This is a genomic window from Paenibacillus sp. Dod16 (assembly GCF_049893405.1).
Classification (GTDB): domain Bacteria; phylum Bacillota; class Bacilli; order Paenibacillales; family Paenibacillaceae; genus Paenibacillus_AQ.
In genome coordinates, this window is record NZ_JBNDYG010000004.1 from 81,346 (window position 1) to 97,375 (window position 16,030).

15 protein-coding genes are annotated in these 16,030 nt (G+C 51.0%); 11 read left to right on the plus strand and 4 right to left on the minus strand.

The window, feature by feature from the left end:
- Positions 1 to 233 precede the first annotated feature (233 nt).
- From ACPV3A_RS04300 to ACPV3A_RS04315, 4 genes are all read right to left on the minus strand, one after another.
- Complete coding sequence (locus tag ACPV3A_RS04300; RefSeq protein ID WP_426198286.1) at positions 234 to 884, minus strand: amino acid ABC transporter permease; 651 nt, start codon at positions 882 to 884, stop codon at positions 234 to 236.
- Between the two features lie 42 nt (positions 885 to 926).
- Entirely contained in the window at positions 927 to 1,586 is a 660-nt protein-coding gene (locus tag ACPV3A_RS04305) for an amino acid ABC transporter permease (protein WP_083397713.1), read from the minus strand.
- 134 nt (positions 1,587 to 1,720) lie between these two features.
- Positions 1,721 to 2,530, minus strand: coding sequence for a glutamate ABC transporter substrate-binding protein (locus ACPV3A_RS04310; RefSeq protein WP_426198287.1), 810 nt, complete (start codon positions 2,528 to 2,530; stop codon positions 1,721 to 1,723).
- 97 nt (positions 2,531 to 2,627) lie between these two features.
- Positions 2,628 to 3,377 carry an amino acid ABC transporter ATP-binding protein gene (locus tag ACPV3A_RS04315; protein WP_426198288.1) on the minus strand — a complete coding sequence of 250 codons (750 nt, stop codon included), beginning with the start codon at positions 3,375 to 3,377 and terminating at the stop codon, positions 2,628 to 2,630.
- A 170-nt stretch (positions 3,378 to 3,547) separates the two neighbouring features.
- Between ACPV3A_RS04315 and ACPV3A_RS04320 the strand changes: the two genes are divergently transcribed.
- The 11 genes from ACPV3A_RS04320 (at position 3,548) to ACPV3A_RS04370 (ending at position 16,005) form a co-directional block, all read left to right on the plus strand.
- Positions 3,548 to 4,729 (plus strand): acyltransferase, encoded by a 1,182-nt coding sequence (locus tag ACPV3A_RS04320; protein WP_426198289.1) that lies wholly within the window; start codon positions 3,548 to 3,550, stop codon positions 4,727 to 4,729.
- 227 nt (positions 4,730 to 4,956) lie between these two features.
- The gene (locus ACPV3A_RS04325) at positions 4,957 to 6,597 is read left to right on the plus strand and encodes a glycoside hydrolase family 5 protein (RefSeq protein ID WP_426198290.1); all 1,641 of its coding nucleotides are present in this window, start codon (positions 4,957 to 4,959) and stop codon (positions 6,595 to 6,597) included.
- 29 nt (positions 6,598 to 6,626) lie between these two features.
- Complete coding sequence (locus tag ACPV3A_RS04330) at positions 6,627 to 7,091, plus strand: pyridoxamine 5'-phosphate oxidase family protein (RefSeq protein ID WP_426198291.1); 465 nt, start codon at positions 6,627 to 6,629, stop codon at positions 7,089 to 7,091.
- A 303-nt stretch (positions 7,092 to 7,394) separates the two neighbouring features.
- Entirely contained in the window at positions 7,395 to 7,595 is a 201-nt protein-coding gene (gene cspD / locus ACPV3A_RS04335; protein WP_006207896.1) for a cold-shock protein CspD, read from the plus strand.
- 96 nt (positions 7,596 to 7,691) lie between these two features.
- Positions 7,692 to 7,928 (plus strand): cold-shock protein, encoded by a 237-nt coding sequence (locus ACPV3A_RS04340; protein ID WP_071222231.1) that lies wholly within the window; start codon positions 7,692 to 7,694, stop codon positions 7,926 to 7,928.
- A gap of 187 nt (positions 7,929 to 8,115) precedes the next feature.
- Positions 8,116 to 8,289 carry a hypothetical protein gene (locus ACPV3A_RS04345; protein ID WP_181469830.1) on the plus strand — a complete coding sequence of 58 codons (174 nt, stop codon included), beginning with the start codon at positions 8,116 to 8,118 and terminating at the stop codon, positions 8,287 to 8,289.
- A 334-nt stretch (positions 8,290 to 8,623) separates the two neighbouring features.
- Positions 8,624 to 9,613, plus strand: coding sequence for an ABC transporter permease (locus tag ACPV3A_RS04350; protein WP_194540674.1), 990 nt, complete (start codon positions 8,624 to 8,626; stop codon positions 9,611 to 9,613).
- Positions 9,614 to 9,644: 31 nt separating this feature from the next.
- On the plus strand, positions 9,645 to 10,526 hold the full coding sequence (locus tag ACPV3A_RS04355) for a carbohydrate ABC transporter permease (protein ID WP_100539926.1): 882 nt from the start codon (positions 9,645 to 9,647) through the stop codon (positions 10,524 to 10,526).
- A 139-nt stretch (positions 10,527 to 10,665) separates the two neighbouring features.
- On the plus strand, positions 10,666 to 12,339 hold the full coding sequence (locus ACPV3A_RS04360) for an extracellular solute-binding protein (protein WP_426198292.1): 1,674 nt from the start codon (positions 10,666 to 10,668) through the stop codon (positions 12,337 to 12,339).
- Between the two features lie 182 nt (positions 12,340 to 12,521).
- The gene (locus ACPV3A_RS04365; protein WP_426198293.1) at positions 12,522 to 14,447 is read left to right on the plus strand and encodes a cache domain-containing sensor histidine kinase; all 1,926 of its coding nucleotides are present in this window, start codon (positions 12,522 to 12,524) and stop codon (positions 14,445 to 14,447) included.
- Positions 14,422 to 16,005: a response regulator gene (locus tag ACPV3A_RS04370; protein WP_426198294.1), complete on the plus strand. Its 1,584-nt coding sequence runs from the start codon at positions 14,422 to 14,424 to the stop codon at positions 16,003 to 16,005. Before ACPV3A_RS04365 ends, ACPV3A_RS04370 begins: the two co-directional genes overlap by 26 nt.
- Positions 16,006 to 16,030: the final 25 nt, after the last annotated feature.

Here is a 16,030-nt window from a genome sequence, read left to right on the forward strand (position 1 = left end):
ACGTATGGCAAGGAGAATGGTTGTATTTTTTTCGTAGTCTCCTTTTTGGATGATTATGTATTAGACGAGGAGGATTAAGTATCGAATTCTTAGTTTCTGCCGGAAGCGCAAATACCCCGCAAGCCAAAATGGCTGCGGAGCAGGGTTGAACTGGGCGTGCGTATCGCGGGTCGATTGCATTTTTCACGATGATGGTTAGTAGTCCAGAATAGAAGCAGGCACAGCAGGCCAGGTTAGATCTGTCTTGCTTCCAGCCGTCTGGCGATGACGGACAGAAGATAATTCAGCGTGAAGTACAGCAAGGATGCAAAAACAAGGGCGGGTATTACATAGTCATAGCTGGAACCGCTAAGAATCTGCACATTGCGCATCAGCTCAGGCAGTGAAATGATCACGGCGAGCGATGTGTCTTTAATGAGCGAGATGAACTGGCTCACCATGGGCGGGGACATTCGGCGCAGCGCCAGCGGGAGAATCACGTGCCGCAGTGTCTGCATATAAGAGAGACCCGAGGCCCGGGCCGCTTCAATCTGGCCTTTATCCACCGATACGAGGCCGCTGCGGACAATTTCGGCGATCATGGCTCCTTCAAAGGTGCTTAGGCCGACGACGGCCGCCCAGAAGGTGGGGATTCGAATCCCGGTCTGGGGCAGAACCATGCCGATGAAGAAAATGATCAGCAAAAGCGGCAGATTGCGGATTATATCCACGAATATGGCCGTTGTCCTCGACAGGAAGGGTGTTTTCGTATATCTCACGGTCCCGAGCACGGTTCCAATGATGAAGCTGAATACAATGGATAAGCCGGCAACCTGCACCGTGATCCAAAAGCCTTGAAGGAGATATCGCAGATTCGGCCAGGAGTACGCACCGATAAAATCCATCTCATGCCACCTCCTGTTTATTAGGCAAACTTGGGTTTAACGTCAATTGCTTCTCGCAAAGCGGCGTTCCATGTAATGGACGGCCAGGCTGAGCGGTATGGTCAGGAGCAGGTAGAACAAGGCCACAAACGTATAGACGGGAATGCCTTTGAAGGTGCTCAGGTTAATCAGATCGGCATAATACATCAGGTCCAGTCCGGCGATAACGCCGAGGACCGAGGAGTTTTTGACCAGATTGATCAATTGGTTGCCGATGGCCGGTAGTACGATTTTGATCGCCTGCGGAAGAATGATGTAGCGCATATTCTGGATATAACTCAGCCCGGAGGAGCGAGCCGCCTCCGACTGTCCGGAGGGTACCGCCTGGATCCCCGCCCGAATGGCTTCGGCAATGAAGGCGGCCGTATACACCATCAGCCCAAGCGTACCCGAAGTAAACGGGTCAACCGGTATGCCGAGAGAGGGCAGGCCCAGGAAAAAGAAAAAGACAACCACCAAGAGCGGAATGTTGCGGATAAACTCAACATAGATGGCGCCGATGGCTTTCAATATGCGGAATGGGGCAATCCGCAGGATGGCGATCAAGGTGCCCAGCACCAGGCTGCCGATCAGCCCAAGCAGGCTGGCGAGAATGGTTTGGCCCAGGCCAGCCATGAATTGATCCCAATGCTGGACCAGAATGTTAAAATCCCACAAGGTCAAAATGCCTCACCTCCAATGGGGGATGATGGTCGTTTAGCCGGTCAAAAGTAGCCAGGCTGTTCCGCCCGATAATAGGGAGGAATCTGATTGGAGCCCTGACGCCTTAAGCCCGGCCGACCATTATATGCTTGCGGTTATTCCGGTTTTACGCCCATCCATTGCTCATACAGTTTGTCGTATTCGCCGCTGTCCTTCAGCTCCTTCAACAACTCGTTGACGGTTTTCACGAACTCCGGATTCCCTTTTTTGATGGCCATGCCGTATGGTTCATCCGTAAAGTTGCCGCCGACCAGCTCAAAGCTCGGGTCCTGCTGCTGCATGCCGAGGAGGATGGAATTGTCGGTGGTCAGGGCATCGCCCTGTCCCGCTTTGAGGGCGGTGAAGGCGTCCTGATAGTTCTCGAATTCGAGAATGACCGCGTCGGGCGCTTTCTCGCGGATGTTTTGCGCAGAGGTAGAGCCCTTTACGGTAAGCACCTTCGTATCCTTGTTCAGGCTTTCCGGACCCGTGATCGGGCTTCCCTTCTTCACGAGCAGCGATTGGCCTGCTTCAAAATACACATCGCTGAAGTCCACCTGCTCTTTGCGCTCTTCCGTTATAGTCATTGTGGCGATAATGATGTCAATGTCCCCGTTCTTCAGCATGTCGATCCGGGTTTTGGAGGTGACCTCCTTCAGCTCGACTTTGGTCTCGTCACCGAGAATTTTTTTGGCCAGCGCTTTGGCGATGTCGATATCAAAGCCCTCCACATTGCCGGAGGCAGGGTCCTGCAGCCCAAACAGCTTCGTATCATATTTCACCCCGGCTACAAGCTTGCCCCGCTTCTTGATCGCCTCGAGGGTGTCCGTATTCCCGGAACCCCCGCATCCGGATGCGACCAGCATGATGACTAAAGCGAGCAGGGCCGCGCTCCACTTGAAGGTCCTCGTCAATCTTTTCTTCATACACCAGATCCCCCTTAAAGATATGAATTCTCTTAATATGCAAGCTCCTAAAGAGCCAAGCGGCAATTTCTTTCCGCCCCTACGCACCAAGTCCGGGTTAGTGATGCAGCAGGCGGCTCAGGAACGCCCGTGCTCTTTCTTCCTGCGGCTGATTGAAAAAATCGGAGGCGGGCGCATCCTCGATAATCCGGCCTTCGTCCATAAAGACGATTCGATCCGCGGCTTCGCGGGCGAAGCCCATCTCATGGGTAACCACGGCCATGGTCATGCCTTGGTGGGCGAGTGAACGCATGACATCCAGCACTTCGCCGATCATCTCCGGGTCGAGTGCGGACGTCGGTTCATCAAACAGCATAATCTTCGGGTTCATGGTCAATCCGCGGGCAATCGCAACCCGCTGCTGCTGGCCGCCCGAGAGTTGGGAGGGATAGCTGTCCGCTTTGTCCGCAATTCCGACTCGCTGCAGATACGTCATTGCTTTTTCCGTTGCCTCCGCTTTGGACATCCCCAGCACCTTCATGGGCGCGAGAATGATATTGTCGATCACCTTTTTGTGCGGGTACAGGTTGAAATGCTGGAAGACCATCCCGATATTTCGCCTGAACGTATTAATGTCGATCTTCTTGTCATGCAGCTTGACGCCATTCACGACAAGCTCGCCATCCGTAATGCTTTCGAGCCGATTGATGCACCGCAGCAGCGTGCTTTTACCGGAGCCGGAAGGTCCAACGATGACAACGACTTCCCCTTGGGAAATGGTCAGGTCGATTTCTTTCAGAACATGGAAGGTTCCGAAAAATTTGTTGACGCGGCTAAATTCAATCAGTAGAAATCCCCTCCTATTCACTTCGAATTGGACGCTTGCATCATGTAAGCTTGTGTCCTGTCTTGGTGCCAGGCCCTTTTTACACTGGTATGGCAAAGGGAGCTTGTTCCATGCCACTTTTAGGAAAATTTAGTATCCAAGCGGTGGGGAGTGAGATATAATAGGGGGCGTATTCATATGAAGGAGGCAACATGGATAAACGTGCAAAAATAACCGAAATCGACCTGGTTCGGGGCTTTGCGATGATGGGCGTGCTGATGGTGCATGCGACGTCGTTCGCCACAGTTCAGATGCGCGGGGACGATTTTTTTGGCTTGTATAACTTCTTGAACATATTCTCGAAGGTTGGAACGACGACCTTCATATTTCTGAGCAGCTTCGTGCTGTTCTATAACTATTATCATCGTCCGTTCAAGGGCCGTGACCTTGCGCGGTTCTTCAAAAACCGGCTGATGTATATCCTGGTGCCGTACCTGCTGTTCTCAGTGTTATTCTTTACGGTGGCCTGGTATCATCGCGGAGGCGAGCCGAATCTGGCGGCAATGCTGGAGAGTTTCTGGCCCAAGCTGGCAACGGGGAAATCTTACACGCACTTATATTTCATCTTCATTAACATCCAGTTCTATCTGCTGTTCCCGCTCGTGCTGATGCTGCTGAAGCGATTCCGCGGCTTCGCGGCGGTCTGCGTGCTGGTCGGCATTGTACTGCAGTGGTTGTTCTATATCGGCAATGATGCCTGGTGGGACGTAACGAACCGGAACAGCTGGTCGCTGTCGTTTCTGTCGTATTATTTTCTCGGGGCATGGATCGGCATTTATTATGACCGGGTCAAGGATTGGCTAACTTCAACGCAGTTTGCCGCAAGACCGGCGCTGCGCAAGCTGGGCTGGATCGCGCTCTGGGCAGTATGGCTGGGCGCCGTGCTGGTGCATATCGGCCTTCGATACAATCAGCGGCTGCTGGGGACGGAGTATCATCCGCTGCTCTACGATGCCTTCTGGAATGTGCATACGTTGACCACCGCACTGGTCATGCTTCAGGTTGCTCTCCATTTTGGGAATAAGAGGGCATGGTGGTTGAACGGGTTCAGGCGGCTCGGCGTGTATTCCTTCGGTGTGTATCTGGTGCATCCGCTGGTTCTGCTCCTCTACCGGGACTTTCCTCCGCAGACGGAGAACTCCTGGCTGCTGCTGGCGTGGTATGCTGGCGGACTTATCAGTGCACTTGTGGTCTCGTATATGGTGGTGTACAGCATGAGTCGTCTCGGGAGCTGGACCTGGATCTTTTTTGGTAAACTGCCGGGCAGCTTGCGGAAGGGAAGATCACCAAGTCACCCTGTTCCGGCCCAGCCGGCTACGGAGGTTTCTTCGTAAGTTTGATAAGCGGAAAGGTGCAATCCTCGTAAAGAGGAGAGCGCCTTTTTCTTTTTGCCCGGGTGGCGATATTTCAGAATGATACCCTGATTTTCGGCAATGAGGCTCATCCCTTGGGACGTCGTGTTATATTTTGTTTGATGTTCGGTCTGTGGGCGGAAGGAAGTCGTTGCTAAGCACAGGTCAATTACATTCGTTACAGACATGATAACCGAGGGAGTGACAATATGAAGGATACCAGAGATTCTTTAGTAAACGGTTTCGTTAAGGCGGACGGCCAACGTTTAGTCAATGGGGAGGGTCAGGAAATTCTGCTGCAGGGAGTCGGACTTGGAAGCTGGCTGCTGCCGGAAGGATACATGTGGAAAATGCCGGAGCAGGGAGACCGTCCGCGGCGCATCGAAGGCATGGTTAGGGAGCTGATCGGCGAGGAGAAGGCGGCTGCGTTCTGGGAGACCTATTACGAGCGTTATATCACGGAAGCCGATATCCGGCAGATCGCTTCAGAAGGCTTCAATTCCATTCGAGTACCGATCAATGCGAGGTTCATTATGGAGGAAGGGCAGCACCCGCCTTTTGTATATCATGAAGGTCATCTGAGGCTCATTGATCAGGTGATCGATTGGTGCAGGACGTATTCGCTGTATGTTATTCTGGATTTGCATGGCGCGCCAGGCGGACAGACCGGCGCCAATATCGACGATTCCGAGCGGGATTTGCCGGAGCTGTTCACGGACCGACGGAACGCGGAGCGGACGGTGGCGCTATGGCGCTTGCTGGCGGGACGCTATAAAGACGAGTGGATCGTGGCCGGTTACGACCTGCTTAACGAACCGCTGCCCGACTGGTTCAGCGAGTACAATGACCGGGTGATGCCGCTGTATAAGGAAATCACCGCGGCTATACGCGAAGTGGACGAGCGCCATATGATCATTTTGGAAGGCGTCCACTGGTCTACGGACTGGAGCATTTTTGACGACAAATTTGACGATAATTTGATGCTGCAGTTCCATAAGTACTGGAATAATCCCGACACGGAGAGCATTCAGAAGTATCTGGATTTTCGCGAAGAATGGAATGTGCCGATCTTCATGGGCGAAGGCGGCGAGAATAACCCGCAGTGGTATACGGGCGCATTCCGATTGTTTGAGGACCATAACATATCCTGGAACTTCTGGACCTGGAAGAAGATGAACACTCAAAACTCACCTTTCTCGATTCGCATGCCGAAAGGCTGGGAGAAGCTGACGGGTTACCTGGAAGGCGGAGAGAGGCCCTCTTCCGCTGAAGCTGAGGCGATTCTGGGCGAATACCTGGATCATCTTCCGCTGGCAGCTTGCGATGCTTACCCGAACATATCACGGTCGCTGCTTCGCCGGCTGCCCATTCAGATTCCGGCGGAGTTTTACGGATATCGGGGCGAGGGCGTTTCGTATCATGTTGAGACGAAGGCCAGCCAGGATATCGGTTTCAGGATTTCTGACGGCGTTCCGATGCGAATGATGACGGGCAAGTCAGAGAAACCAAGCTACGCTCCGGAAGGCGGCAAGCCGTGGATAGAGGATAATCTGGTATGCGTGCAGCTCCGGGAGGGAGATTGGCTCGCTTATGCTGCGAATTGCGCTTCCGCAGACATCTTTCATCTGGATATTCGGGGACGGATTTCCGAGGGTATGGTGGATATCATGCTTCAGATCGGGGATCGGGAGCCTGAGCTTATCTCCTTGTCTGATTCTGGCGAAGGACAGTGGCACATCCAGAGAGTGGTTGAGGCTATGCCGATTGAGGAAGGTCCTGTGGATCTGGTGTTCATGGTGAATAAGGGCCGAATCGAGCTGGATTGGCTGGAATTTACCGAAGCGCGTTAAAAATTATAAGTTGAAGGGGCGATGGCGCTGTGACGGAACAGGCCGCAATATCGGAAGGGCTGCACCAATGGCTGGATGGAAGTAATCTGGAATCGAAACAGCACGAAGCGATGATGCTATTGAGCGTAACGGAAGAGGGATGGCCGCATACGGCCATGCTCAGCGTGGGGGAGGTTTTGGCCTTAGACCGGAATCGGCTTCGACTTGCGTTATGGCAAGGAACGGCTACGACTGGCAATCTTCTTCGGTCAGGACAGGCAACCTTGGTGGCGATTCATGATGGAGCGGCCCATTATGTTCGGCTGCGTCTTCAAGCGCTTCCCGATCTGCCGGGTGCCCGGCATCCGCTGCAGCGTTTTGAAGCCAAGGTCGTGGCTGTTCGGGAGGATATCGCGAAGTATGCGGATATTACATCGGCCGTAAAGTTTCAGCTGCACGACCCCGGTGAAGTCCTGCAGCGCTGGAAGGAAACGCTGGAGGAATTGCGAAAGTAAACGTTTACGCGTAAAAACCCTGCCCAAGATCTAGCTCCCGGCATATGCCGGGAGTTGTATATGCCTGCTCATGCCTAATCGGAATGATGCCGAAGAAAATAACTTTAATTTTTCCGCAGAATCTTTTGCATTGGTATTTGCTATCGGCAGTCAAATGTGTTAAGATATGAATATCGAAATCGACCTGAATTCACATATTGTAGAGGGTTGTCATTTCTGGTAACCTTGTGCAATATGTGAATTTTTTTATTCCGTCTGCGAAGAAAAAAGGTCATGTAAATATATATCAAGGAGGATTCCCCCATGCAAACAGGAACTGTTAAATGGTTTAATGCTGAAAAGGGCTTTGGTTTCATCGAAGTTGAAGGCGGTAACGATGTATTCGTTCACTTCAGCGCGATCCAAGGCGATGGCTTCAAAACGCTTGACGAAGGCCAACGCGTTGAATTCAACATTGTTGAAGGAAACCGTGGACCACAAGCTGAGAACGTTGTTAAATTGTAATTACAATTGAAGACTGCCCTTAATGTGTGACATTAAGGGCAGTTTTCTTTTATACGGCGTTTCTATTTTCTAAGACGAGAATAAGGAGGAGCGTTCATGTATTCGCGTAAAAACTCGATGGAGAGTATTCCTGAAGAAATAACGGAAGTTTGGGCATGCACTAAGGAAGACTGCAAAGGGTGGATGCGGGACGATTTTGCGTTCGACACGGAACCGGTATGCCATTTGTGTCAATCCCCTATGGTCAAGGAAACGAGAAGCCTGCCGCAGCTAGTTAATACCAACAAACAACAGAAATCTCTGGCTAAGGGGATTCAGATCGAGCGCAAATAGCAGCTAATACCTAGAGAAAGCGCTGGGCAAACACAAATTCTTCTTGAAGCTACCTTCGGATTTTATGGTAAATCCGTCTATTTCTGTTTCATTGGAAGGAGAATGGTTAGTAATACGTGTACCCTTTCATTCTGATTCAGAATGATTTTACGGATAAGGGACGCAAAATTCAAAGGAGTGAAATGTATTGAACACGCAAACCGAGGTACTGAAGAGGAACATTGACAACATGATCATCCAGGATAACCAAGGCGGCTTGAACGATCAGGAGAAATTCATCATGCAGAAGCTGATGCGTGAGAAATACCAACAGGAACACGAAAGCAAACAGGAACAACGTGAGGAAGACAAAGGGGAATAACTGGGAAACCGTTTGATATACGTGACGAAAACGATAACGCCGCTTAACGATCCGATGGATCGCTTGTGGCGAAAGATCGTTAGAGCAAGAGGAAAGGCATGAATGGCAGCTGTAGAGGCTGCTGTCCATGCCTTTTTTTTGTGTCTGGAATGAGTAGAGGGTACAATATTTCGTTTTGAGTTGCATTATTTCGTAAATGGCGAAGTGTACCCGAAAAATGAGCCCCTTGAAACGAAATCTGAAACCTTTCATGCAGAGAAAGGACGATCTACAATATAAACATAGAGAATGTAAAGGTTTTCAAAATGATAGGATCAACCTGGAGGTCATAACCATGCAAAATCAACTTCATGCCGACGTTTCCGAAACCGGTGTCGGTCCCTCGATGGAGCCTTCTGTACAGAAGAAGCTTGACAGAAAAAGATGGCTCAGAAAGCTCTACGGCCAACGACATCTCCAAATTATGGCGCTGCTTGGCGTTGCGTGGATGATCATCTTTAACTACATTCCGATGTACGGTGTCATCATTGCATTTAAGGAATTCAATATCGTGAAGTCCATCGGCGAAGCTCCATGGGTAGGGTTGGCGCACTTTAAGGAGTTCTTCTCAGACGAGGACTTTAGGAACGTTATGCGGAACACGCTCGGGATCAGCTTGCTGAAGCTGTTTATCGGATTTCCGCTTCCGATCATATTTGCACTCTTTCTGAACGAAATCCGGTCTGTTCGATACAAGAGGACTATTCAGACGATCTCTTATCTGCCTCACTTCTTGTCATGGGTCATTCTGGGCGGCATTCTGATGACCTGGCTGGCGGATATCGGGATTATCAACAATATTTTGATGGCTCTGCATATGATCGATGAGCCGATCACGTATCTGGCTGAACCGAAATATTTCTGGGGAATCATTATCACCTCGGATATATGGAAGGAGCTTGGATGGTCCGCGATTATCTATCTGGCGGCCATTGCCAGCATTTCGCCTGAAATGTATGAGGCGTCGACGATTGATGGCGCAGGTCGATTTCAGAAGATGTGGTACATCACCCTTCCCAGTATCAAATCGACCATTTCCATCCTCTTCATTCTTGCGGTTGGTGGTGTGCTGAACTCCAACTTCGATCAGATTTTGGTGCTCCGAAACACGCTGAACGAAAGCGCGAGCAACGTCATCGATATTTTCGTATACCACACTGGGATGCAGAACGGACGATACTCCTACGCGCAAGCCGTTGCATTGTTCAAGTCCGTCATTGCGATTATCCTGCTGTTGATCGCGAACAAGGTGACCAAAAAACTGAACGACACATCACTATTCTAGCGAGATCAGCCAGAAGGGAGACGAATAATCCATGTTTAAACGCAGAACCAAAGGCGAAGCCTTCTTCGATATATTCAACAATTTCGGCATGCTGATCGTATGCTTTCTGACAATCTACCCGATCTGGTACGTGCTGGTAAATGCCTTCAATGACGGGCAGGACGCCATGCGCGGAGGAATCTACTGGTGGCCGCGGATGTTCAGCCTCGAGAATTTCAGCGCAGTGTTCCAGAGCTCCGGCATCATGACGGCGATGGGCATCACCGTAGCCAAAACCGTGATCGGCGTGTTCATCCACGTCCTCTTCACCGCGATGGTCGCCTATGCCTTTTCGCGGAAGGGTCTGATCGGCGGCAAATTCTATATTTTGCTCGGAACGGTGACGATGTTTTTCGGCGGCGGACTGATTCCGACCTATCTGTTAATCAAGGATTTGAATATGCTCGACAGCTTTCTGGTGTACATTATTCCGGCTATGTTCAGTTTCTTTGATCTTATCATCTTCATGACCTTCTTCCGGGAAATTCCGGACGGACTTGAGGAGGCGGCAAAAATTGACGGGGCTAATGACTGGTCCATCTTCCTCCGGGTTGTGCTGCCTGTATCCATGCCGGTCATCGCGACAATTGCATTGTTTCACGGGGTATTCCAATGGAACGATTATTTCACTGGTGTCATCTACATCAACAATACGGACCTCCAGCCGATCCAGACGTATCTGTATAAAGTCGTCGCTCAATCCAGCTCGAATCAGATGATGGCTCAGGTTCCGGGCGGGGTTGCCAAGACGGTCACCTCCCAATCGATCAAAATGGCGACCATGGTCGTAACGACAGCGCCGATCGTATTCGTCTATCCGTTCCTGCAGCGATACTTCGTCAAAGGGATGATGATCGGCTCCATTAAAGGTTGAATCACAAAATGTTCGTTGATGTTTCCTTCCCATCTCCCGGAGAGACCCGGGGAGGGGAAATCTTACCGGTAGCTTCTCTTGCCTAATCCGGCGGGAGTTCTATATAATCATATTTTTAAATAAGAAAAGGGGTAAACACATGAGCAAGATGCTTAAGCCAAAGAGCCTTCTGTTGTTGATGTTCGCACTGGTCATGGCCTTTACAACAGCATGCTCGTCCGGCGGTGATAATAGCGGCGCGTCGGAAAAAGAAAAAGAGGAAGACAAACCGGCAGAAGAAGTGAAATTGACTCAGGATCAGCCGGGATGGGCAGTCGATACCTCCCCGATTACGTTTGATTGGTACATCAACTTCGCCTGGTTCCCGAACAAATGGGGCGAGGATATTACGTCGCAATACGTAACGAAGAAGACGGGGGTTAACGTCAACTTCATCGTACCGGCAGGGAACGAAGTCGAGAAGATGAATACGATGATTGCTTCCGGCACACTGCCTGATTTTATTACGCTGGGATGGTATGAAGACGCTGTCAAAAAAATGATTGAAGGCGACCTCGTTCTGCCGCTGAACGAATTGGCCGACCAATACGATCCGTATTTCTATAAAGTAACCGACCCTGCGAAGGTGTCGTGGTACACCAAGGATGACGGCAATATTTACGGTTATCCGAATGCCTCCTCTTCACCGAAGGACTATGAGAAGTTTGGCGATAACATTACCTCCAACCAAACGTTCTTGGTCCGCAAAGACATGTATGAGGCGCTCGGAAGCCCGGATATGCGCACACCGGAAGGTTTCCTGAAAGCGCTTGAGGACGCCAAGAAAATGTTCCCGGACGTGAACGGACAGCCGCTCATTCCGTTCGGATTGCATGATTTCCATGAAAAAGGAAACAGCTCCCTCGAGGGCTACCTGCAGAACTTCCTCGCCATTCCGCAGGATAAAGACGGAAAGCTGTACGACCGCAGCACGGATGCGGAATATGTAAGATGGTTGAAGACGTTCCGTATGGCGAATGAAAAAGGTTTGATGTCCAAGGATATTTTCGTGGATAAACGTCCGCAGATGGAAGAAAAAATCGCACAGGGTCGCTATTTTGCGATGCTGTACCAACGCAGCGACATGGCGAACCAGCAGAACGCGTTGTATGCAAACGATCCGAACTCGGTCTACATCGCAGTGGACGGACCGGCTAACTCCAACCTGGATCAGCCAACCTTGTCGGGTCCTTCGATCTCCGGCTGGACGGTAACCCTGATCTCCAAAAACGTAAAAGACAAAGCGCGCGCCATTCGCTTCCTGGATTACCTGATCTCCGAAGAAGGCCAGCGTGATACTTACCTCGGCGAAAAAGGCGTGACATGGGACACGATTGACGGTAAAGATCAATTCCTGCCTGAGGTAGCGGAGCTGCTAAACAGCGACCGCGGGGCATTCGATAAGAAGTATGGAGCATCCCACACCTTCTGGATGATGATGGATAACAACGTTACGCAGCCTTGGATGCCAGCTGCCGTCGAGCCGTTTAAGCAGATGGAGGACTGGACTCGCGGCAAGACCCAGAGCTTCTCGCAGTTCGATCAACTGGATCCGGATGCCAGCTCCGAGGAAGGCATCATTAACGACAAGGTCATGAATGAGTGGGGTAAAATCCTGCCGAAGCTGATCTTTGCCAAAACGGATGCCGAGTTCGATCAAATCTGGAACGATTACCAAGCGAAGCGTGAATCCCTCGGTTTCGCGAAAGTTCAAGAATTCAGACAGAAAGAATACGAAGAGAACGTCAAGAAGCTTGAGGAATTCCTGAAGTAAGGATGAACCGCTCAGGCGGATGAACAGAATGAGGACTTAAGGTACCCTATTATCGATATTGTCGAAATAGGGTGCCTTTTGTCGCATCACGAGCTAATATAGGAGGGTATCCGATCGGCTGATGCCGCCTTTCCACTCTGGGCTCGGCTGCGGTCATTCATAGAAAACGGGATGTGACAGTCATGATGACACGAATAAGATCGCTTATTCAATCGTTTGCTTATTGGTTTGGCCGCAGGTCGATGCAGAGCCGTTTGGTTGCTGCTTATATCTTGATTTTGCTGGTTCCGAGCATTATCGTGTCGAATTATTTTTTCAAGCAGATTCGGGATACCTACATCAGCGATGCGCTCAACCAGAACTCGTTCCTGCTGGAAATTGAGAAGATGAACATGCTGAACCAGATTGAGGCGATTGAAATGGCCGCACAGCTGGCGATTTCGGATGACGGCATCAAGGATTATCTTCGAATCAATGAAGAGCCCGAGCCGGCGTGGCTGATCGATTTGGCTCGGGGGCCCTTCAAGGATATCCAGCGGATCCAAACCAACAATCCGAATATTACCCACCTTCGGTTATACACAAACAACGCAAACGTGACGGAAATGTGGCCGATCATTTTTCAAGAGAAACGGATTGCGAGCGAGCCGTGGTTCCCCAAAGTCAAGGAGTTGGACGGCGGAGAGATGTGGATATTCAACCACCGCGATCCCGATATTCTGCAGCGCTACGCTGCCGACGTGTCCGAGGAGCTACCGAAGGTGTCCTTGATTCGCCAAGTCCATAGCGGGGATTACAGCAGCGTGATTCAAGTGGATATGCTGCTCAAATACTTTGCTCCGAAGACCTTTGCCGGTATCGTGGATAACAGCTCGCAGATGGTCATCGTGGATCAGGAAGGGCAGCTGTTCATGGACCGAAGCCAATCGTTCATGAACAGTCACGAGGGACTCCGAGGCGAGGTGGAGCTTCAGTTCGCTGAGCTGAAACAGGAGGCGGGCGACTCCGAGAAGACCATACATGCCAGGTTTAGCCTGGATGGATCCTCGTTCTTGCTGATCGCGACGCCGATGGAGCGGCTTCATGCCCATGTGCTGAATGTCGTTTCCCTGGAAGGGGCGCTGAATAACGTATCCAAGGCCCAGGGACAGATTATAGCGGCGAACATTGTATTGATTTTTCTGCTGTCGATCATTACGTATTACCTAAATTCCATTATTCTGAAGAGCCTGCGCCGTTTAACGGAGACGATGAAGAGAGTCCGCAAGGGAGAAGTTACCGCAGCCATTACGATTCAGGGGGGCGGCGAGGTTGGTGAACTGGCGCATCATTTTAACAAATTGATCCGCACCATCAATGAACTGATTGCCCAGGGCGTACGCAAGCAAGCGGTGACCAAGGAAGCGGAGCTGCGAACGCTGCACAGCCAGATTGACTCTCATTTCTTATACAATACGCTTGAAAATATTAAGATGCTGGCCGAAATCGAGGGGCAGCGAACGATTTCGGATGCGTTGACCTCACTTGGCGGGATGATGCGCTACAACTTCAAGTGGTCGGGGGAGTACGTTAAATTGAAGGATGAAATTCGCCATATCCGCAATTACATTGATGTCATGAATATCCGGTTTGACGAGCCAATCCGGCTTGAACTCAATATCCCATCCGAATTCATGGAGCTCGAGGTATTAAAAATGTCGCTGCAGCCCATCGTGGAAAACGCCGTTAAGCATGCCTGGCCCGAGTTCCCGGATCAGGAAAAGCGAATCAAGATCGATGCCATTGCATGGGAAGAGGACCGGATCACGATTAATGTTACGGATAACGGCATCGGGATGGAGCCTTATCGACTGGGCAGGCTGGGCGAGATTCTTCGAACGGCGGACAATGAGGAACTCCCTTCCGTAGATTACGGGCACGGTGGAGTGCAGGCTGGAGGAATCGGACTTCGGAATGTGCACCAGCGAATCCGGTTGTTCTACGGGAATGAATATGGAATCGAAGTGAAGAGCGAAGAGGGGAAGTTCACGCAGGTGACCATGACATTCCCTAAGGTTCTGTTAACAGGAGGAGGCAGTGGACATGAGAAGTCTGATGATCGTGGATGATGAGAAGAATATCCGGTATGGACTGAAAACGATGATCGAACGGGAGTTCCCGGATCAGTACGAGATCCGCCTGGCTGCCCAAGGGCAGGAAGCGCTGGACTCTTTCCGCGAAGAGCCGGCCGATATCGTCATTACCGACATCCGGATGCCGGTCATGGACGGGATACGCCTGATTGAGGCACTTGCTGAACTGGAAGGAACATTGGGGGTTAAACCCGTCGTTCTGATCCTGAGCGGATATGACGATTTTGAATATGCCAAGGCGGCGATCCGCTATCAGGTAAAGGAGTATCTGCTTAAGCCGATTCGACGGGATGAACTGTTCGCCGCCCTTCGAAAGACAGAAGAAGTTTTGATCCGGCAAGCGGAAGTGCACAACCGGGTGGCCGCCAGCGAGGTATATCTTCAGCAGCTGCAGACCCATCGGCTGAAGGAGCTGCTGGAGCTGCCGCAAGGACTGGGGCTGGATATGGGAGATGCCGCGAACGAAATCGGATTTGATTCGTTTGTGAAGCCATTCCGGGTAGCGGTGATGAAATACAAGTACGAAGACGGCCATGCCATGAACAAGGATGAGCTGAAGCAATTGATTGATAACATGAGGGCTTCAGTGGAAGGGCGGATCAACGCTTGTTTTCTGGACAGCAAGGGGAGAGTCGTGCTCATTGGCAGTCCGGACGGACAATTCGAAGAGCTGGCACGGCAGTTTGCCGAGCGGGAGATGGACGGGCTCTTCGTGGGCATCAGCCGGGAAGGCTTCCGGATCGAAGACATCCGGATAGGTTATATTCAGGCGCTGACCGCCCTGAGTTATACGTTCATCCATCCCAACGTCAAGCTGATGAGCCATGATGATATTCAGGGGGAGCTGCGCACGTATCCGGTGCCGGAAGAGAGCATCCGGAAGCTGGGCAACATGCTCGGCACGGAGCGGGAGCGGGAGATCAAGGCGCTGCTGCTGGATATTTTTCATATCGAGGATATGCCGCATGTGGCCATCGATTATTTGGAACATGTCAGCAAGCGGATCAATGAGCAGGTGCTGGATGAGGTGTTCCGCGTGTACGGGGAATCCATGGTGGAAGTGCTGAAGCTATACCGAAAGGTGGGGACAATGGACAATTACCGTCATTTTCACACCTATTTCAGAAATTTGGAGCATCTGCTGCTGCACGTGAATGAATATGTTAAAGGGATTCGTTCCGCCCACAGCGAGCATTCCGAGATTAAGGCAGCGGTAAGTTACATGGAGGAGAATTATCACAGGCCGCTGAACATGGCGATGGTCAGCAATTATGTGTCTTTGAATTATTCTTATTTCAGTGAAGCGTTTAAGGCCCATACGGGGGAGAACTTTGTGTTATATCTTAAGAAGCTGCGAATTACGAAGGCCAAAGACCTGCTTCAAGACGGCACCATGAAGCTTGCGGACATTGGTAAAGCGGTCGGCTTTGAGAACACCAAGCAATTCTCTCGTGTCTTTAAGGAGCTGGAAGGGATCTCGCCGCATGAATACCGGATCAAGGTACAAACAGGTCCGGGACTGCAGCAGGAGTAGGTAATGCAAACGCGGTGAGGAGGAG